19 protein-coding genes and 3 tRNA genes are annotated in these 18,038 nt (G+C 46.3%); 21 read left to right on the forward strand and 1 reads right to left on the reverse strand.

Going from position 1 to position 18,038, the window contains the following annotated elements; all coding sequences use genetic code 11:
* Positions 1-79: 79 nt before the first annotated feature.
* The 21 genes from DESGI_RS01440 to DESGI_RS01540 all read left to right on the forward strand — a co-directional run bounded on the left by DESGI_RS01440 (position 80) and on the right by DESGI_RS01540 (position 17,295).
* Positions 80-1,597: a stalk domain-containing protein gene (locus tag DESGI_RS01440; RefSeq protein WP_006522926.1), complete on the forward strand. Its 1,518-nt coding sequence runs from the start codon at positions 80-82 to the stop codon at positions 1,595-1,597.
* A gap of 148 nt (positions 1,598-1,745) precedes the next feature.
* Entirely contained in the window at positions 1,746-2,315 is a 570-nt protein-coding gene (locus DESGI_RS01445) for a molybdopterin-dependent oxidoreductase (RefSeq protein ID WP_245561178.1), read from the forward strand.
* A gap of 18 nt (positions 2,316-2,333) precedes the next feature.
* Positions 2,334-3,935 (forward strand): FMN-binding protein, encoded by a 1,602-nt coding sequence (locus tag DESGI_RS22795; RefSeq protein ID WP_006522924.1) that lies wholly within the window; start codon positions 2,334-2,336, stop codon positions 3,933-3,935.
* 179 nt (positions 3,936-4,114) lie between these two features.
* Positions 4,115-5,176, forward strand: coding sequence for a 4Fe-4S binding protein (locus DESGI_RS01455; RefSeq protein ID WP_157872707.1), 1,062 nt, complete (start codon positions 4,115-4,117; stop codon positions 5,174-5,176).
* Between the two features lie 37 nt (positions 5,177-5,213).
* The gene (locus tag DESGI_RS01460) at positions 5,214-5,774 is read left to right on the forward strand and encodes an ECF transporter S component (protein WP_041285110.1); all 561 of its coding nucleotides are present in this window, start codon (positions 5,214-5,216) and stop codon (positions 5,772-5,774) included.
* A gap of 101 nt (positions 5,775-5,875) precedes the next feature.
* Positions 5,876-6,382, forward strand: a complete 507-nt coding sequence (locus DESGI_RS01465; protein WP_006522921.1) for a molybdopterin-dependent oxidoreductase — start codon at positions 5,876-5,878, stop codon at positions 6,380-6,382.
* The gene (locus DESGI_RS01470; RefSeq protein WP_006522920.1) at positions 6,382-7,116 is read left to right on the forward strand and encodes an energy-coupling factor ABC transporter ATP-binding protein; all 735 of its coding nucleotides are present in this window, start codon (positions 6,382-6,384) and stop codon (positions 7,114-7,116) included. Before DESGI_RS01465 ends, DESGI_RS01470 begins: the two co-directional genes overlap by 1 nt.
* Positions 7,117-7,144: 28 nt before the next feature.
* Positions 7,145-7,810, forward strand: coding sequence for an energy-coupling factor ABC transporter ATP-binding protein (locus DESGI_RS01475; RefSeq protein WP_006522919.1), 666 nt, complete (start codon positions 7,145-7,147; stop codon positions 7,808-7,810).
* A complete protein-coding gene (locus tag DESGI_RS01480; RefSeq protein ID WP_006522918.1) occupies positions 7,800-8,555 on the forward strand; it encodes an energy-coupling factor transporter transmembrane component T family protein in 756 nt (251 codons plus the stop codon). The genes DESGI_RS01475 and DESGI_RS01480 overlap by 11 nt, the downstream gene beginning before the upstream one ends.
* Before the next feature lie 5 nt (positions 8,556-8,560).
* On the forward strand, positions 8,561-8,941 hold the full coding sequence (locus DESGI_RS01485) for a NusG domain II-containing protein (protein ID WP_006522917.1): 381 nt from the start codon (positions 8,561-8,563) through the stop codon (positions 8,939-8,941).
* 14 nt (positions 8,942-8,955) lie between these two features.
* Positions 8,956-9,723: a molybdopterin-guanine dinucleotide biosynthesis protein B gene (gene mobB / locus DESGI_RS01490; protein WP_006522916.1), complete on the forward strand. Its 768-nt coding sequence runs from the start codon at positions 8,956-8,958 to the stop codon at positions 9,721-9,723.
* Entirely contained in the window at positions 9,707-10,453 is a 747-nt protein-coding gene (locus DESGI_RS01495; RefSeq protein ID WP_006522915.1) for a BUD32 family EKC/KEOPS complex subunit, read from the forward strand. The genes mobB and DESGI_RS01495 overlap by 17 nt, the downstream gene beginning before the upstream one ends.
* 197 nt (positions 10,454-10,650) lie before the next feature.
* A complete protein-coding gene (locus DESGI_RS01500; RefSeq protein ID WP_006522914.1) occupies positions 10,651-11,427 on the forward strand; it encodes a type III pantothenate kinase in 777 nt (258 codons plus the stop codon).
* 245 nt (positions 11,428-11,672) lie between these two features.
* Complete coding sequence (gene dusB, locus DESGI_RS01505; protein ID WP_006522913.1) at positions 11,673-12,686, forward strand: tRNA dihydrouridine synthase DusB; 1,014 nt, start codon at positions 11,673-11,675, stop codon at positions 12,684-12,686.
* Positions 12,687-12,914: 228 nt separating this feature from the next.
* Positions 12,915-13,448 (forward strand): helix-turn-helix domain-containing protein, encoded by a 534-nt coding sequence (locus tag DESGI_RS01510; RefSeq protein WP_006522912.1) that lies wholly within the window; start codon positions 12,915-12,917, stop codon positions 13,446-13,448.
* Positions 13,448-14,536, forward strand: coding sequence for an NAD(P)H-binding protein (locus tag DESGI_RS01515; RefSeq protein WP_006522911.1), 1,089 nt, complete (start codon positions 13,448-13,450; stop codon positions 14,534-14,536). Before DESGI_RS01510 ends, DESGI_RS01515 begins: the two co-directional genes overlap by 1 nt.
* A 226-nt stretch (positions 14,537-14,762) precedes the next feature.
* Complete coding sequence (gene greA / locus DESGI_RS01520; RefSeq protein ID WP_006522910.1) at positions 14,763-15,239, forward strand: transcription elongation factor GreA; 477 nt, start codon at positions 14,763-14,765, stop codon at positions 15,237-15,239.
* A gap of 29 nt (positions 15,240-15,268) precedes the next feature.
* Entirely contained in the window at positions 15,269-16,780 is a 1,512-nt protein-coding gene (gene lysS, locus DESGI_RS01525; protein WP_006522909.1) for a lysine--tRNA ligase, read from the forward strand.
* Between the two features lie 105 nt (positions 16,781-16,885).
* Positions 16,886-16,962 (forward strand) — tRNA-Ile (locus DESGI_RS01530).
* 177 nt (positions 16,963-17,139) lie between these two features.
* Positions 17,140-17,215 (forward strand) — tRNA-Ala (locus DESGI_RS01535).
* Between the two features lie 5 nt (positions 17,216-17,220).
* A tRNA-Asn gene (locus DESGI_RS01540) sits at positions 17,221-17,295 on the forward strand.
* Positions 17,296-17,476: 181 nt separating this feature from the next.
* Here the strand turns inward: DESGI_RS01540 and DESGI_RS01545 are convergent.
* Positions 17,477-17,989 carry a Gx transporter family protein gene (locus DESGI_RS01545; protein WP_006522908.1) on the reverse strand — a complete coding sequence of 171 codons (513 nt, stop codon included), beginning with the start codon at positions 17,987-17,989 and terminating at the stop codon, positions 17,477-17,479.
* Positions 17,990-18,038: the final 49 nt, after the last annotated feature.

Raw genomic sequence — 18,038 nt, forward strand, 5'->3', positions numbered from 1 at the left:
AGCAACCACTCCAACAATGGAAAGTTGTTCAGCCTTTTGAACAATGCCAAGGTGAATTAACTTTAAAGGAGTGACCAAAATGAAGTACAAATTTATTGTATTTTTGCAAATAGCATTGCTGCTGTTATGTGTCCCGGCTATTGCCGCAGCCAATGGCGCGGATATAAGTTTGGATTTGAGTAAAAACGCGGTCTTAGTTGGTGATACTGTTACCGCTTCCGGTAAAACGATTCCAAATGCCTGGGTGCCCCTTAAAATTATTGATGCTGCCCAAAATATAATTGTGTTTGATGCGCATAAAGCCGACGCCGGCGGAAATTACGGCATTGAGTTCAAAACACCCCCTGGTGCTTACGGCACACTAAGGGTTGTTGTTGGTGAAGGCAGCAATGTCGCTACTGGGACACTGACTGCGGGATCGGATACGCCGACAGACACGGAAGCTCCGGCCTGGCCGTCAGGCAGCACATTAGACGCGAGCAACGTGGCCCGAACCGGGCTGACCCTAACCTGGACTGCTGCAAATGACAACGTGGGCGTTACAGGGTACAGGGTATATAAGGATGATGTCGTCATCGACACCGTTAGTTCCACAACAAGGACTTACAGCGTTACCGGGCTTAGCTCCGACACCAGCTACACATTCAAGGTAGAAGCAGGAGATGCGGCCAATAACTGGAGCACAACCGGGCCAAGTGCGACTGTAAGTACGGATAAAGCCAGCGGTGGCGGTGGCGGCGGTGGTGGCGGTGGAGGTACATCTACTACTTCATCAGTAAGCAAAGTAAGCAAGTTTATCACGGCCACAGCCGGGGGATCGGTAAGCTGTGATCAGCTTACCGTAAAAATTCCCGCCGGTGCCCTGCCCGGAAACGCCACGGTCAGCGCCAGTAAGTTAAAGTCAACCGAAATCAACGAGGTTGTCCCCGAAGGCATGCTCGTAAAGCTCGGCAGCGATGTGTACGAGATTACTATCACGGGCAGCAAAGAATTTGGTGACCAGACCATAACCATCAAACTAAGCTACGATTCATCCAAGATCGCCGCGGAAGAACAGCCGGTGCTGCATTACTATGATGAGTCCTCCGGGAAGTGGGTGGCTCTGGAAACCACGGTGGTACAGGAAAACGGCAAATGGTATGCTGTCACCCGGGTTAATCATCTGACCAAGTTTGCCGTCTTTAGCACCGTAGTTGACGTAGTTGAAGTGGTCCGGGAAGTAAACGTCATCAAGCTTGCCATCGGGCAGCTGGCGGCGAGTATTAATGGCACATCGTATACCCTGGATGTAAAGCCGTATATTGATACCAAGGCCGGTAGAACTCTGGTTCCGATCCGCTTCATCAGCGAGGCGCTTGGAGCTGATGTGGAATGGATCACCACCGACCGTCAGGTCAAAATTAAGGATGCCGGTAAGGTGCTCACCCTGACCATAGGTTCCCCTAACGTCCTGGTTGACGGTGTGCAGTCAACAATTGACTGCACACCGGAAATCGTATCCGAAAGAACCTTCCTCCCTTTGAGATTCGTGAGTGAGAATCTGGGGGCGCAAGTGAGTTACGAAGACCAGACCAAAGAGATTATAATCACCAGGTAACAATAACTGCTTTTATAATGGCAAGCGTCACCGCAAGGGAATGGGGTAAGCAAAAATCCCGTCCATGTTAGCGATAATACAAAGGTATTCGAGCGGGTTTTTAAAACCCGCTTAATACCTTTGGAAGGGGAGTGCTAAATTGCTTACAATGAATAAACAGTTGGCTATAAGAGTAGCTGTGCTGGCATTAATGACGGCGCTGGTGCTGATTGGCTGTGGGGACCGGGGTAATAACCAGGCACCGGTAAAAGAGACGGGTCCGGTGGACGAGGAAAGTGTGCTTACCATAGAAGGCAGCGGGGTAGCCAATAATACCCGGCTGACTTTGCAGGAAATACAGGGTATGCAGTCAGCCATTATCCAGGATGAGTATTTTTCCCTGAATAATTGGGGTACTAAGCAATATTTCTCCTTTAAAGGTGTGTCCCTGTGGCAGTTGTTAAGCGAGGCCGGTGTAAAGGATACTGCCCGGCAGGTGGTGATTACTGCGGATGATGGTTATTGCATCTCCTATGACATTGCTGATGTTAAACGTGAAGATTATATAGATGAAACAAATCTCGATAAAAAATACAAAATGATTATTGCCTGGGAAGAAGACGGTAAGGCCTATGATCCGACAAAATACCCCTTTCGCTTAGTGGTGGGGCAAAGGGAACCGGGAGATATCAACAAACAAAACTGGGTAGCAAAGGTGAAAACCATCAAAGTAGATTAATTAGAGGAGTAGGTATATTTGAATAAAAAGAGGCTTTACCTGGGTTTATGCATAGTGTTGATTATGCTGACTTTTGTTTTTACCCGATTTTACGCCGGAGATAGCGCAGCCGGTATACTGGCTGATCTTTGTGATGAAAAGGTAACGGTAGAGGAAATAACCAGTGAGGTTATACATGGTTACATTGAGGAAAATTTCCCGGCGGTACAGCAAATTTATCAAATCCAGGACGATGGGCAGAATCAAATCGGGCATGGATTCATTGTTAAAACAGCAGGTTATAACGGGCCAATCACAATTGCGGTGGTGGTTGACGGCCGGACTAATCAAATGACAGGTATTAAAGTGCTGGATCATGTGGAAACCCCTGATTATGCTGAGTATCTTTCAGAACGGTGGTTTACAGATCGTTTTAAAGGAAAAAGCTTGAAGGAATACTTAAATTTAGTGGTGCTTGATCCGGAAAAACCCGAGGATATTGTGCAAATCACCGGGGCTACCATAAGCAGTCAGGCGGTGGTCAATGGTGTAAACTCAGCTATTGGTGCCCACAACTTTTTAAATAATGGCCTGAGGATGGCCGCAGTGCCGGCTGTGGTGGATAAACTGATTGCCCGGGATGAAAACAGCTTCACTGTCCACTGGGGAACCGAGGAATTCATTAGGTTTACCGTGGATGAGCTGAAAAAATACCCCACCGTTAAAGTATCCACTGTGCTGATTAAAACCACCGGCACCGAAGAGGATATTATGGCTGAAGGACCATTGCTAAATGATGTGTTAGAGAGGCAAGGTATCCATTTGGGTGACTATCAAGGGATAGGGGTCACCGGCCGGGATGGTTATTATGTACTGATGCCCAAGGAACTACTGGACAAACGCCAGGTAATTTTGGCCTATCGAGTGAACAACCAGGATATTATTAAAGAAGATAAGCCCGTACGCGTGGTAGTTCCTGATGAGATGGGTGTTTACTGGGTCAGAATGGTTTCAAACATTGACTTATATGCTGATATCCCATCCAAGGACATTAAATCGGTTAAAATTTTTGACCCCTTAGTCAGGGATATTGAACCTTATATGTATGAATACTATGGCAGCAAGGACAAGGCTATAGAAATCGGCAAGATACTGGCTAAATTCGAGCATGTCAACCCCGAAGGTTTTTTCACCATGGTATCATCTGACGGCCTGGCCAAGAACGAGGTGATCAACATGGTCAGACAGCGCTATTACATCAAGGTATCCGGGAATGACGCGCCGATGAATATTGCACCGAACTTCAAATTAGGAATGAACGTCAAATTTATGGCTTATTTTTCCACCACTTCGGATGCTGTTATTTTCCCCCGGGAAATGCAAAAGATAACCGGTTTATCTGAATTGGGTACTCATAAGGGTATGATATTGGAAAAAGTTTTGGAAGGTGTAGGTGTTATAACCCCCCGGGAAAAGCAGTTTGAACTGCTGAACACCGCAGGCCGGTCCATACGGATTCCCGGTCAGGATTTAAGCAAATGCATTCTGGTTTATGAGGGGGAAAAGGTTTCAGCCTTCTACCAGGGGGCTGACGGCTTAGTGCAGCTGGCAGACCTGTTAGAAATAAACGAATTAAGCTAACGGGGTGTGGTTAGTTGATTAAAAAGCAAAGCAATCTGGAAAATTTACGCCTGACCATCCAGCTGGTAATTTTTTTGGTGGTCTGCCTTTCCTTTGTCCTTTACAGGCTGTATATTAATGGCCTGATAAACTTTAAGCTGTTCAGCATACACAGTTTAATCCCCTTTGGGGGATTAAATATGATGTATGATTGGGTGACAGATAAAAGTTATGTGTTAAATTATACCGCACCGGCATTTCTACTGGCCACAGCTATCATAGTGCTGGCACTGCTGGGAACCCGTTTCTTTTGCGGCTGGCTATGCCCCTTTGGTGCGTTAAACGATTACATGAGCCTTGTGGGCCAAAGAATCTTTGGGAAAAACTATGAACTGCCCCGGGGATTTGATGTTCGCTTGCGCTGCGTCAAATATTTGGTGCTATTTTTTATTCTTGCTTCTAAAATATTTATAGGGTCATGTATATTAACCGGCTTTGACCCCTGGGTTGCCTTTGCTAATTTACCCGGTTTGCCCGGCACGTTTAAGGAGATACCCTTTGCCTTTCTGGTTTTGTTGATGGTTATTGCCGGGGCTTTTTTTATCAGGCGGTTTTTCTGCCGTTATCTTTGCCCCCTGGGGGCTTTGCAGGGCATATTGGTGGGCACCGGCCTTGTGCAATTAAAAAGGAGCGGGACAATAACAAACTGCCATAATTGCAGGAATTGCTCTTTGAAGTGTCCTGTAAATATACAACTTGGCGACCTAAGGATTATAGATACACCGGAATGTATTCATTGCTTAAGATGTGTAGGCGGCAGTTGCCCCAGGGGGACACTCCCCTTTGAGCTGACCTTTGCAAAAAGGCGGCTGAAAACTTATCCCTATGTGCTGGGGACTCTTGCACTTTTTGGGGGTATTTATGCCGGCTTTGGTATCAGCGCTGTCCTGGGTGCTGCTGATACCGCCGGTGTTGGCCTGATGCCCCGGAGTGTCTACCATGATGGGGTTTATTATGGCACTGGATTTGGTTTTGCCCCCGGGCTGAAGGTGCAGGTGGAAGTGGCTGACGGTCGGATCATAGAAATTGATGTCGTGGAACACTCTGAAACCAGCGGTTATTATGAAGAAGCTTTTATAAAAATAACTGATAAGATTATTAAAAACCAGTTCACCGAAGTGGATGTTGTGTCCGGTGCCACTTATACCAGTAACGGTCTTATGGAGGCGGTTGAGGATGCATTGGAAAAGGCAAAACCTTAACTGCATTAAGCCACTTATGTATACAGGTGGTGAAATTATGTTTTGGCAAAAATTTATCGAAAAATTCTCTGTGTTGGATTTGATTATCATAGCTATGCTGTCTGCCCTGGGTATTGCCACCAAACCAATTGTTGTGCCCATTACCCACATTATCACCGGCCCTTTACTAATACCCGGCGGTGTTGTTGCCGGTGGATTTTATATGATGTGGCTGGTACTGGGGGTCGGTTTAACAGGTAAATGCGGAACAGCTACTTTAATTGGCCTTGTCCAGGCATTAATGGTCTTTGGTACTGGTATTTTCGGCTCCCACGGGGCGATGACGCTGCTAAGTTATACCTTGCCCGGAGTAGCTATTGACCTGGCATTGTGGTTTACCAGACACAGGGTTTGCTGTTTGCCCTGTTCCTTTTTGGCAGGTGTGTTGGCTAATATTTGTGGTTCCGGTCTGGTGAATATATTGTATTTTCGCTTGCCCCTGGTGCCTTTAATGCTTGCTCTCACAGTGGCGGCGTTATCCGGCGGGTTAGGCGGTATTATTGCCTATAAAATATTGCATCAGTTAAAGAAAACCGGGTTTGGACATAAAACAGCTTAAGTAGGTAGTGGGGATTGGCAACACGGAAACCAACACGTTTGGCAATCATATAGAATTCTCTAAGGATTTGTTTGTTCCGCTGGTGGTAGGGGGGTAAGTAAATGATAATCAACAACAGGTTGGTTTATTGGTCAATAGGCTTGTTACTGGTGCTCGTCGGGGTATTGGCATATCTGAACACGCCAGGTAAACGGGAAAGTGCAAGTTTAACTATTATCAGTAAAGGGCAGCCGGTAAAAACATTTAGCTTGGAAGAAATTAAAGAACTGCCGGCGGTTGATAGGGAGGTAACCATCCGCTCATCCAGCGAAGGAATAAAAACCTACGTCTTTACAGGTACGCCTGTACGGGAAATATTAACAGGCCTTGATAATGCTATATTAACTGAGGCTAATAAGGTTACCGCCAGGGGCTTGGACACTTACACAGTTGTCTTTAACGGTGAGGAGATACTCTCCAGTGACCACGTGCTGTTAGTTTATGCCCGGGATGGGATGCCTTTGGGAAGCAAAAGTGAAGGCGGTACAGGGCCGTTCCGCATAATTATTCCAGGCGATCAGTTCGGCCTGCGGGCTGTAAAATATGTAACTGAATTGGAGGTTAATTGATGGCCGCCGCCGCAGTAGTAGTAGTTAATAAGCTCAGTTACTGCTACCAACAGGGTGGAAAACAAATTTTAAAAGACTTAAGCTTCACAGTGGAGCAGGGGCAGATTGTGGCTATTTTAGGTTTGAGTGGCTGTGGTAAAAGTACCCTCTGCCTGTGTTTGGGGGGCATAATCCCCCACTACCTTGGCGGTGCAATAACCGGGCAAGTGCTTATTAACGGCCGGGACACTGTGGATTGTAAAATTGCCCGGCTGGCCCTGGAGGTGGGTATGGTTTTCCAGGATGCCGATACCCAGTTGTTTTCACCCACTGTGGAAGATGAAATAGCCTTTGCCCCGGAAAATTTGTGTTTGCCCCCGGAGCGAATCAGGCAGCTGGTGGATGCCGTCATTGGTATGGTGGGAATTAACCATTTGCGTTATGAAAACCCCAATAATTTATCCGGTGGTCAAAAACATTTGGTAGCTCTGGCTGCGGTTTTGGCCATGGGCCCTTCTATTTTGGTTTTGGATGAAGTGCTGGCCCAGTTAGATGCGGCGGTTAAAAAAAATATTACCGAGTTATTGCTGGAACTGCGCCGGAGGGGTAAAACCATTATCCTTGTGGAACATGACCTGGAAGCGGTAACTATTGCCGACAGGGTGTTGCTGCTGGAAGGGGGGATGTTGGTAATGGACGGACCATCCTCAATATTGCGGAATAAAGAATTATTAGCCGGACATAAATTGTTGTAATTTAAGCTTTTACGTGGGGATGAGAAATATGGCCTTTATCGAAATGGTTCAGGTGAGCTTTAAATATCCCGGGCAAAAAAAGACCCTTTTGCATGATATTAATTTAAGTATTCGTAAAGATGGTATCACGGCACTAACGGGACCCAATGGTACAGGTAAGACAACCCTGTCCAAGCTGATGGTGGGCATACTGGTGCCATCAACGGGCTATATCACCTTAAAGGGGCAAAAGATGTCCGGTATGACACTGGCTCAAATTGGTCGATGGGTGGGATACGTTTTTCAAAACCCGGAAAAACAACTTTTTTGCCCCACTGTGGCGGAAGAAATTAGTTTTGGCCTGCAAAATCTGGAATTGCCCGGCCATGAGGTGCAACGGTTGGTTAAAGAAAGCCTGGCCTATTTTGAACTGGAACACCTGGCCCAAAGTTTCCCTTTGCAATTAAGCCAGGGTGAAAAAAGGCGCCTGGCTATCGCAGCGGTTTTAGCGTTGGAACCCGAGTTACTTGTCCTTGATGAACCTACCACAGGGTTAGATGCCTACCGTAAACATTTACTGGGAGAATGCCTGGATAAAATAGTGACATCAGAACGAGGTGTATTCATGATTAGTCATGATAACAACTTCATTAAAAAATATGCCTCCCGTATAATCAAACTCGAAAATGGACGGTTAACAGAATATGTGTGTTAGACCGGCGGCAAAAAAAATTAACCTTGACCCCAGGACTAAAATAATTATTGTTTTGTGCCTTTCTACTTTGGCTGTTTTTTTTAATAGCCCGGTTCCATTAATCATGACATTATCTATTACTTTACTCTTGCTGCACATGTTTCAGGTTAACTATATAAGCTTAATTTATAAGTTTCGCCGCTTATTACCGGCGTTAGTAGTACTTTTAATCGTGCAAAGTGTCTTCACAGGACACGGTCAAGCGCTCATCGCCCTGGGGGATGTGTACATACTTACTACCGGTGGGTTAAGCGCTGCCGGTTGTGTTTTATTAAGAATGCTGATATTATTCGGTTCGGCAATGATTATTGCCACCAGTAACTCTAGAGATTATGTACTGGCTCTGGTGCAATTAAAGATTCCATATGAAATAGCCTTTATGGTTTTGATAGCGCTGCGCTTTTTGCCCATCTTTCTCCAGGAGGCTAAGGATACCATGATTGCCATACAATTGCGGGGCGTTGATATACAAAGGGTACCCTGGGGAAAAAAGATGAAGGTTTTTACCTACATCTTTTCACCTTTGATAGGCAATGTGTTGATCAAAGCCAACCAGCTTGCTATTTCCATGGAGGCCAGGGGATTTAGGGTTTATCCCCGGAGAACATACCTGCGTGTTTTGAAATATAACTTGTGGGATTACATAGTGACCGTATTATCTTTAAGTTTAACCCTTGTCGTATTAACTCTGACAATAGTTAGGTGAAACCAATGCAAAACATTAATAAATACATAACTCTCGGTTTATTACTGCTGACCCTCGTCAGCATTGCAGTTGGTTATATACTAAACCAACGGGAGCCGGGGGACAATCTGGTACTTGAGATATACCAGGATGGCGACCTGGTCCAACAAATAGACTTGTCTGTCGTACGAAATGATCAAATTAAGATTACAAGTAAAGACGGCCATTTTAATACGGTGGAAATAAAAGACGGACAGGTCAGGGTTAAAGAAGCCGACTGCCCAAATCAAATTTGCGTAAAAACAGGTTGGCTGAGCAGGCCCGGTCAAACCTCCTTTTGTGCACCAAACCGGTTAATGGTAACAATAAAAGGCCAAACAAGTCAGGTTGACGCCATTACAAATTAAAAGAGGTGGCACATTTGAAAGTTTTTTCCGTTTTTGGAGTTTCTCAATCCGGCAAAACCACTACTGTGGAAAGTATTATAGGTGAATTGAGCAGAAGAGGTTACCGGGTTGGGTCAATAAAAAATATACATTTTCAGGATTTTGCCATTGATGTACCGGGTACAAATACCTGGCGACACAGGTTGGCCGGTGCGGAAATTGTGGTGGCCAGGGGGTTGACAGAAACAGATGTGCTCATTCCCCGGCAGTTAAGTATAGAAGAGATATTAACTTTTTTTGACCAGGATTATGTAGTCATCGAGGGTGTATCCAATACGCTGGTGCCTAAAATTCTCTGCGCCAGAAATGAAACTGAGATTGAGGAACGGTTAAATGATCTGGTGCTGGCTATTTCCGGATGTATATCAAATAGAATATCGGATTACCGAAATATCCCGGTAATTAATGCCCTTTCAGAGGTTGAACGATTGGTTGATTTAATTGAGGCTAAAATGAAGGGCTATTTACCACTTATCAATGAGGTTGAGCAATGCCGGGCCTGCGGCAGCAGCTGCCGAAGCCTGGCCTCCCGCATATTGCATAACCAAGCTAAAGGCTCGGAATGCCTGGTTGGAAATGAAGTCATTGTAAAAGTTGGCAGCCAGGAATTACAAGTGGACTATTTACAGCAAATGAACATCAAAAACTCATTAAAAAAGATTTTGGTGCAGCTGGACAGCTATGCCGGAGATGATGATATCACTGTTGAAATAAGGAAGAGGAACAATGGAATGGCAGTTTAAGTTGGAACATTTACTAAAGGTAAAGATTTTAGACTATCATCAAAAATTTAGTTTCCGTAATAACGTTTACCTGGTTGATGCAATAAACCGGTATGGCGTAAAGTTACAATATATAGTTAAGGAATATGTCAAGCTAGGGGCTGGGAATGAGGCTTTTATTATCAACAGCCTGCGCAACCAGGGGTTATTGGTGCCGCGGATTGTTTGGAATGACAATAGTTCAATTATTATGGAGTATATTGACGGTATTCTGTTAACAGACCTGTTAACTGATAAAACCATCAGTCACCGGGACTGGATTAATCCTCTTGCCCGGTGGCTATATCAATTGCATGATACCATGAAGCATGGGAATAAAAATTGTTTATCTAAATTAGACTTAAACCTGCGTAATTTTATTTTCACAGGTGAGCATTTTTATGGTATTGATTTTGAAGAGGTATGTTTTTATCCTCCGGAAAGGGATTTAGGGGTCCTGTGTGCCTTTATATTAAATAATGATCCCATGTTTTGCGAATGGAAATTTACAATCTGTTCATTGCTAGTTAAAACCTATCAAAGGATGTATGCCAGTACAGCTAATGATCAGCTGGATTACCAGGCCATACAGTACTATTTAATAGATGAGTTAAGGGCCGCCGCAGAAAGAAGGGAAAAACAGCGTCCTTACCTGCTTGCAAAGATAGAGGAATTGAGTCGTGAAGCTCAAATAATCAGCCATGGGGGTTAAATAAAATACGATCGGAAATACCCGTTGAGGAAGCGCCAGGGGTGGGTTATTTTTTTTGCGCAAGAGAAAGCTTGGAAGTTGGTAAAATATAACAGCGGTGTACGGATTCCTGTAAGTTATTTTATTGCGTGTGAGCATGGGTTTTGTTAAAATTGGCATAGTTATAATAGTGAGATAAGGAAAAGAGGGAACTGCCGTTGATACTGGTATTTGATGTGGGTAACACAAATATTGTACTGGGTGTTTTCAGGGGGCAAGAATTGGTGGAAAACTGGCGGCTGTCCACAGCACGGCATCGCACCGCTGATGAGTACGGAATGTTATTGAGAGATTTATTTGAAACTACCACCGTGTCCATGGATGATATCAAGGCCACGTTATTATCTTCGGTAGTGCCGCCAATAAATCCGACATTAGAAGAGACCTGCCAAAAATATTTTGGTTTAACCCCTTATATAGTGGGGCCGGGTACCAAGACCGGTATGCCTATTAAATATGAGAATCCAAGGGAGGTGGGGGCCGACCGCATTGTCAATGCCGTGGCGGGTTATGAGCAGTATGGCGGGCCCTTGATAATAGTGGATTTCGGTACCGCAACCACATTCTGCGTTATATCGGCCAAGGGAGAATACCTGGGCGGAGCTATTGCACCCGGCATCGGTATATCAACCGAGGCCTTGTTTGCCCGGGCCGCTAAACTACCCAGGGTGGAACTGGTCAAACCTCCTTCAATAATAGGCAAAAACACAGTAAATAGCATGCAGTCGGGTATCGTATACGGCTTTGTGGGACAAGTGAATGAAATTGTCCGCAGGATTAAACATGAAATTTCCGGTAACCCTCTGGTGGTGGCCACCGGTGGGCTGGCTGAGTTGATTGCCGGAGAAACACCTGCCATTGACCGGGTGGATAAGTATTTAACATTAAACGGGCTGCGTATTATTTATGAACGTAACAGTGGTGCCAGGTGTTGAAAGGTTGAAAGTTTTGATTTTCAACTTTTTAACACCTGGCACCTATCAAGGCGACGAAGGCTTTGACGGACGGATCCTATGCGGAAATAAGTGAGCACCGCGGAAGTCGAGCCAACTCAGAAATTCGAAGTGGATTCTCGTGCGGACTTTTCGAATAGACTCTTAAAGTCCGAGTTCCGGCAGCTTTTCAAAAGTAGGTCGTAGCTGCTATAACTTAATGAAAAGATATAAAAGGATGAAACAGTTTGCCCAATAATTCCCCTGTACTCAGCAATAATAGACCAACTATCCTTCAAATAGGTCATGTTGCCATTTCTAATCCCGTGGTGGCGGCACCCATGGCGGGGGTGACCGACCGGGCTTTCAGAATACTGGCCGCCGAACATGGCTGTGGCCTGGTATACACTGAAATGATCAGCGACCAAGCTCTTCTTTATGGTAACCCTAAAACCAATATACTATTGGACTGCAGCGGTGAAAAGGGACCCATCTGCGTGCAGATATTCGGCAGCCAGGTTGAGTACATGGCCAGCGCTGCTGAGATAGTAGCCGGCCGGGGCGCTGACATAATTGATATTAACATGGGCTGCCCTACGCCCAAAATAGTGAAAAACGGCGAGGGTGCAGCGCTGATGCGTAATCCGGAGCTGGCCGTTCGTATTGTTGAGGCGGTGGTGGACCGGGTGAGCTGCCCGGTAACGGTGAAAATGCGCAAGGGTTGGGACGAGGCATCGGTTAATGCGGTGGAGCTGGCCCGCCTGGTGATGCAGGCCGGGGCAGCGGCGGTGGCGGTACACGGTCGCACTCGTGAACAGTTTTACAGCGGGAAGGCCGACTGGGGGATTATCAGGCAGGTGCGCGAGGCTGTGGCTGTGCCGGTAATCGGCAACGGGGATGTACGTACCCCCGAGGACGCGAACCGCATGCTGAGGGAAACGGGCTGCCATGCTGTGATGATTGGCCGGGCTGCCGCGGGTAATCCCTGGATTTTTAGCCGCACGGCGCATTATTTAGCCACCGGTGAGCTGCTGCCCGGGCCAACGCCTGAAATGGGGCGGGAAACCGCTGTAAGACATTACAAATTGCTGGTGGAAACCAAAGGGGAGGACGTGGCCAACCGGGAAATGCGCAAGCACCTGGCCTGGTACACCAGGGGGCTGCGCGGCGCGGCCAGTCTTCGGGCGCGGATTTATAAAGGCTGCAGTTATAAGTTTTATACGGAGGAGTTTTGGGAATTATTAACCGAGCAGCAAATTTAATTTGTGTTTTATATGGGGTACTTAAAAATGAAACCGGTGCGTAACCCGGTTTTTTTTTATTAGCATCCAGCAACTAAGCCGGATGGTCTTGGGGTAAGACGATTTAGAAACATCTTTGACTTATCTGGTAAGTGCTGTTAGAATATACTTGTACACAATATTGTGCACAAATCCTGGTTGAGATCCTGATGTTAAAAAAGGCAAGTCAAGCGTTGGCGGGGGGAGAACATGGATTTAGTACGCATTGGCGATAAAGTGATTAGCAGACACAAAATAGACAGCTTTTTAACGGAAATTTTACAGCTCCGTTCCATGGGGTTATCCCAAACAGATGTAGCGGCCCGGCTGGGTATAGACCGTACTTTGGTGTCACGCCTGGAAAACATGGGTGAATTGCGTAAAGGTAAAAGTGTAGCTGTGATTGGTTTCCCCATTGCCAATCGTGATGAAATATACGCCTTGATGCAGGCCGAAGGCGTTGATTATGTCATGCTGATGAGTGAATCCGAACGCTGGGATTTTGTCAGGCAAAAAAGCGGCATAGAACTTTTCAATGCCATTATGGAGCTGATTGCCCTGGCACATTCATATGATCAGGTGGTAGTTATAGGGTCCGGAAAAAGAATTAAAATTATTCGGGCCGCGCTGGATAAAGAAGTGGTAGGACTGGAAATAGGTGAATCACCCATCCAAGAAGATAAGTATGTCGATCCGGCGGAGTTGGTGGCGGTGATCAGAGCCATTAAAGGAGGCAATGTTTGATGAATACGTTTGCGTTCATGATCCACCCTCTGGATATAAGTGATTTTGCCCGTAAGTTTGGATTGCTGGGCAAACTGCCGCCCCGCCTGCTGGAGGGGTTATTTAAATATTCGCCACCCATTAAAGTGTCTAAGATCACCGGTGTGTATTCAGAGCATGCCCTGGCCGAGGGGTGGTTTGTGGCCTGTCCCATTACGGCCCGCTTGATGATGGAACTGCCCGAGCAATATGTTATGGGCAAAATTATTCAGGCCGGTAAACTGGCTCAGAGGATGGGGGCCAAAATACTGGGACTCGGTGCCTTTACCTCGGTGGTGGGGGACGCAGGCATTACAGTGGCCAAAAATTTGGATATAGCCGTTACCACCGGCAACAGCTATACCGTAGCTACGGCGGTGGAGGGCACCAGGGAGGCGGCCCGATTGATGGGGCATGACCTAAAAAGATGTCATGCCGTGGTGGTGGGGGCTACAGGGTCCATCGGGCAGGTTTGCGCCCGCATGCTGGCCCGTGACGTGCGGTCCCTGACGCTGGTGGCACGACAGAAAAAACGGTTGGAGGATCTGGCCCACAAGATTATGTATGAAACCGGCGTGGCGGCCAGGATCACCTCGGATATCCAACAGGCACTGAGGGATGCCCAGATAGTGATCACTGTAACCAGTGCGGTGGATACCATTATTGGCCCGGAGGATTTAATGCCCGGTGCTGTGGTGTGCGATGTCAGCCGTCCCCGCAATGTATCCAAACAAGTGGCGGAAAAACGCCGGGATGTACTGGTTATTGAAGGCGGCGTGGTTGAAGTGCCCGGTAAGGTTAATTTTAACTTTAACTTTGGTTTTCCCGCGGGTACATCCTATGCCTGCATGGCTGAGACTATGATGCTGGCCATGGAGGGGCGCTATGAGAACTTTACCCTGGGCCGGGATTTAAGCCTTGCGCAAGTGGAACAAATATCGGCACTGGCCGGCAAACATGGTTTTCGGTTGGCTGGTTTTCGAAGTTTTGAGAGGGCGGTCAGCCCCGAGGAAATAGTTCGTATCAGGGAGCGGGCCCGGGCTAAGTTAGCATTGCCCAAAGCCAGGTGAATTGAGCCATTAACAAACCTTGACAAAAAATAGTGGCCTACATATAATGTTATGGATGAACGGAGGTATTTTTGGCACTGCAAATTTTTTTGCAGTGCTTTAATAGTAACTGGGAGGCTTTGTGAAACTCTACTAAATATCCTAAATATCCCTGTTTTTTTGAATAATTCAATGGGAACAACCTATAGTGTTTTGTAAAACTTTTAAGTTAAGGAGAAGGAATTAAATGAGTGATAAGGAAGTTATTCTTACTATAGAAGGCCTTAAAAAGCTGGAACAGGAATTGGAAGAGTTAAAATCGGTGCGTCGCCGGGAGGTCGCTCAGCGGATTAAGCAGGCCATAGAATTTGGCGATATTAGCGAGAACTCGGAATACGAGGACGCCAAAAATGAGCAGGCCTTTAATGAGGGGCGCATCTTAACACTGGAAAAAATGCTGCGTAACGCCAAAATTATTGATGACGAAAACCTGGGCACCGAGGTGGTATCCATTGGGTCTACCGTGCTTTTGCGTGATATAGAATTTGATGAAGAGTTTCAGTGTACTATAGTTGGCTCTGCGGAAGCCGACCCCGGGGAGAATAAAATATCCAATGAATCTCCAGTTGGTAAAGCCATACTGGGCAGGTCAAAGGGTGAAACCGTGGAAGTTACCGTCCCGGCGGGGGTCTTAAAGTACCATATAGTAGATATTGTTAAGTAGTTTTTAGTGCATCGGAGGTAAGCACATAAATGTCCAGCGATAAATCAAATCAAGATGTAAATGTATCCCGTTCTCAAAGCGAGGATATCAATGAGTTGATACGAGTGCGGCTGGCCAAATTGGCTGAATTCAAGGAGCAGGGCCTCAATCCCTATGGAGGAAAATACGAGCGTACACACACGGCCCGTGAAATACTGGATAATTTTGAGGGTTTTGAAAGCCGGCAGGTTTCCCTGGCCGGCCGGGTTATGGCTAAACGGGGGCATGGTAAGGCTGGTTTTGCCAACATACAGGATAGCACGGGTCAAATACAAATTTATGCTCGTTTAAACGACATTGGCGAGCAGGCATATGACCTGTTTACGAAACTGGATATAGGCGATATTGTGGGGGTAACCGGCAAAATCTTTAAAACCCGTATGGGTGAAATCACCCTGGCGGTGGAGACACTGCGCCTGTTAAGCAAATCTTTGCGTCCCCTGCCTGAAAAATGGCATGGTTTAAAAGATGTAGAGCTGCGCTACCGGCAACGTTATGTGGATTTAATTGTCAACCCGGACGTTAAGGAAGCATTTATAAAGCGCAGCCGGATTATTCAAGCTATTAGAGGGTATTTAGACCAGCGGGGCTTTTTGGAAGTGGAAACACCCATGATGCATTCCATCGCCGGCGGAGCGGCGGCCCGGCCCTTTATTACCCATCACAATACGTTGGATATGGACCTGTTTTTGCGGATTGCCCCGGAGCTTTATTTAAAGAGACTGCTGGTGGGCGGCTTTGAGCGGGTATATGAAATTAACCGCAATTTCCGCAATGAGGGTATCAGTACCAAACATAACCCCGAGTTTACCATGTTGGAGCTCTACCAGGCCTATGCCGACTATCACGACATGATGGACCTGGCTGAAGACCTTATTTGTACTGTTGCCGAACAGGTGTTGGACACCAATGTGGTGCGCTATGGCGATGTTGATATAAGTCTGGCCAAACCCTGGGCCCGGGTACCCATGTTGGAAGCAGTCAAAAAATATAGCGGAGTGGACTTCGAGTCGCTGAGTACAGGTGACGAAGCTTATGCGGCCGTGCAGCAATTGCCTGTCGAGGTGGAGCGCGGTGAATCCTGGGGTGCCATTCTAAACAAGGTGTTTGAGGAAATGGTTGAGCCCAATTTAATGCAACCCACATTTATATATGATTATCCACTGGACATATCGCCCCTGGCCAAGAAAAAAGAGGACAGGCCCGACCTTACCTACCGGTTTGAGTTGTTTATTTACGGGCGGGAAATGGCCAACGCCTTTTCCGAGCTAAACGACCCGCTGGATCAGAAGGAAAGGTTTTTGAGCCAGCTGGAAAAAAGGCGGGCCGGTGACGATGAGGCGCACATGATGGACGAAGACTACGTCAATGCACTGGAATACGGTATGCCACCTGCGGGGGGATTGGGCATCGGCATTGACAGGTTGGTGATGCTTTTGACGAATGCTGCGTCCATAAGGGATGTTATTTTGTTCCCGTTAATGAAGCCGCGAGAGAGTTAGGTTAAACGGTGTAAGCGGTATAATTTGTTTATTGACACTTTTCGAGCATTATGATAATATTTAAAACCGAGGCGGCAATGAAATGCAGCCAAAGCAACCAAGTTGGGGCTTGTAGCTCAGCCGGTTAGAGCGCACGCCTGATAAGCGTGAGGTCGGTGGTTCGAGTCCACCCAGGCCCACCAATTTAAGTTGCTAGTTAATTGAGCCCTCTGGTTAAGCTAAAAAGAACATGTTAGTAAAAAATTAAAGCTTGCCAATTGGTTTTAAATGTGGTAATATATCGAATTGTAGGGCAAAAGCTAAAGAATCAGGTTGCAATGTTTCTATAATTAAAGATTAATAACCAAATCACCCAAAGCGGGGGTGTAGCTCAGTTGGGAGAGCACCTGCCTTGCAAGCAGGGGGTCACCGGTTCGAGTCCGGTCATCTCCACCAGTTATTCCTCGATAGCTCAACGGTAGAGCATCCGGCTGTTAACCGGAGGGTTGCTGGTTCGAATCCAGCTCGGGGAGCCAAAAAAAGGGAACCGCAGAGTACTATCTCTGCGGTTCCCTTTTGTATATATGATTAAAGTTAAGGCAGGCTTTGGTGCCAGGTGTTGAAAGGTTGAAAATCTTTGATTTTCAACCTTTCAACACCTGGCACCTATCAAGGAGACGAAAGCTTTGAGGGACTTTTTTTATAGATCTTTAACTGCTAAAAGGGTTGTTTATTTTGCTTGAGTAATACATTATAGGTTTGGGTTGTAACAAAGCCGACAATATAGCCTGTTATAAGCGCCGACACCAACAAAACAGGCAGGTAAACATAAATGCGAAAATCCTGTATCATTAAACTGGCTACAAATAATTGACCTATATTATGTCCAACGGCTCCCATCAGGCTGATAGTTACGATGCTAATGTGCCTGCCTAAATATTTCCACATTAAAACCATAATTAATGTACTTAACAAACCTCCGCTGATGCTGAATAAAAACCCCACCGGGTTGCCACCGTACAGGGCGGCCAGCAGGCACCGCAGGGTGACGATTAAAAATGCGTCTTTCCATCCCAGGATTAATAAAGCCAGCAGGGTAATTATATTGGCCAGTCCCAGCTTTACGCCCTGAACGGCAATGGGCAGTGTGATAAAATTTTCAACTATATTTAGTGCCGTTGCCTGGGCAATAAACAAAGCTATTATAACCAGTCGCTTGGTCTTAGACATGTAATTACTCTCCAAAACGTTTTTTGTTAAAACAGTTTAGACGGTTTAG

This window comes from Desulfoscipio gibsoniae DSM 7213, assembly GCF_000233715.2.
In the GTDB taxonomy this organism is placed as follows: Bacteria; Bacillota; Desulfotomaculia; order Desulfotomaculales; family Desulfallaceae; genus Sporotomaculum; species Sporotomaculum gibsoniae.

What these genes read in the sequence shown, in the direction of transcription:
- DESGI_RS01440 (WP_006522926.1), top strand. Translation starts at nt 80, where the DNA reads ATGAAGTACAAATTTATTGTATTTTTGCAAATAGCATTGCTGCTGTTA.
- DESGI_RS01445 (WP_245561178.1), top strand. Translation starts at nt 1,746, where the DNA reads ATGAATAAACAGTTGGCTATAAGAGTAGCTGTGCTGGCATTAATGACG.
- DESGI_RS01455 (WP_157872707.1), top strand. Translation starts at nt 4,115, where the DNA reads ATGATGTATGATTGGGTGACAGATAAAAGTTATGTGTTAAATTATACC.
- DESGI_RS01460 (WP_041285110.1), top strand. Translation starts at nt 5,214, where the DNA reads ATGTTTTGGCAAAAATTTATCGAAAAATTCTCTGTGTTGGATTTGATT.
- DESGI_RS01465 (WP_006522921.1), top strand. Translation starts at nt 5,876, where the DNA reads ATGATAATCAACAACAGGTTGGTTTATTGGTCAATAGGCTTGTTACTG.
- DESGI_RS01470 (WP_006522920.1), top strand. Translation starts at nt 6,382, where the DNA reads ATGGCCGCCGCCGCAGTAGTAGTAGTTAATAAGCTCAGTTACTGCTAC.
- DESGI_RS01475 (WP_006522919.1), top strand. Translation starts at nt 7,145, where the DNA reads ATGGCCTTTATCGAAATGGTTCAGGTGAGCTTTAAATATCCCGGGCAA.
- DESGI_RS01480 (WP_006522918.1), top strand. Translation starts at nt 7,800, where the DNA reads ATGTGTGTTAGACCGGCGGCAAAAAAAATTAACCTTGACCCCAGGACT.
- DESGI_RS01485 (WP_006522917.1), top strand. Translation starts at nt 8,561, where the DNA reads ATGCAAAACATTAATAAATACATAACTCTCGGTTTATTACTGCTGACC.
- DESGI_RS01495 (WP_006522915.1), top strand. Translation starts at nt 9,707, where the DNA reads ATGGAATGGCAGTTTAAGTTGGAACATTTACTAAAGGTAAAGATTTTA.
- DESGI_RS01510 (WP_006522912.1), top strand. Translation starts at nt 12,915, where the DNA reads ATGGATTTAGTACGCATTGGCGATAAAGTGATTAGCAGACACAAAATA.
- DESGI_RS01515 (WP_006522911.1), top strand. Translation starts at nt 13,448, where the DNA reads ATGAATACGTTTGCGTTCATGATCCACCCTCTGGATATAAGTGATTTT.
- greA (WP_006522910.1), top strand. Translation starts at nt 14,763, where the DNA reads ATGAGTGATAAGGAAGTTATTCTTACTATAGAAGGCCTTAAAAAGCTG.
- lysS (WP_006522909.1), top strand. Translation starts at nt 15,269, where the DNA reads ATGTCCAGCGATAAATCAAATCAAGATGTAAATGTATCCCGTTCTCAA.
- DESGI_RS01545 (WP_006522908.1), bottom strand. Translation starts at nt 17,989, where the DNA reads ATGTCTAAGACCAAGCGACTGGTTATAATAGCTTTGTTTATTGCCCAG.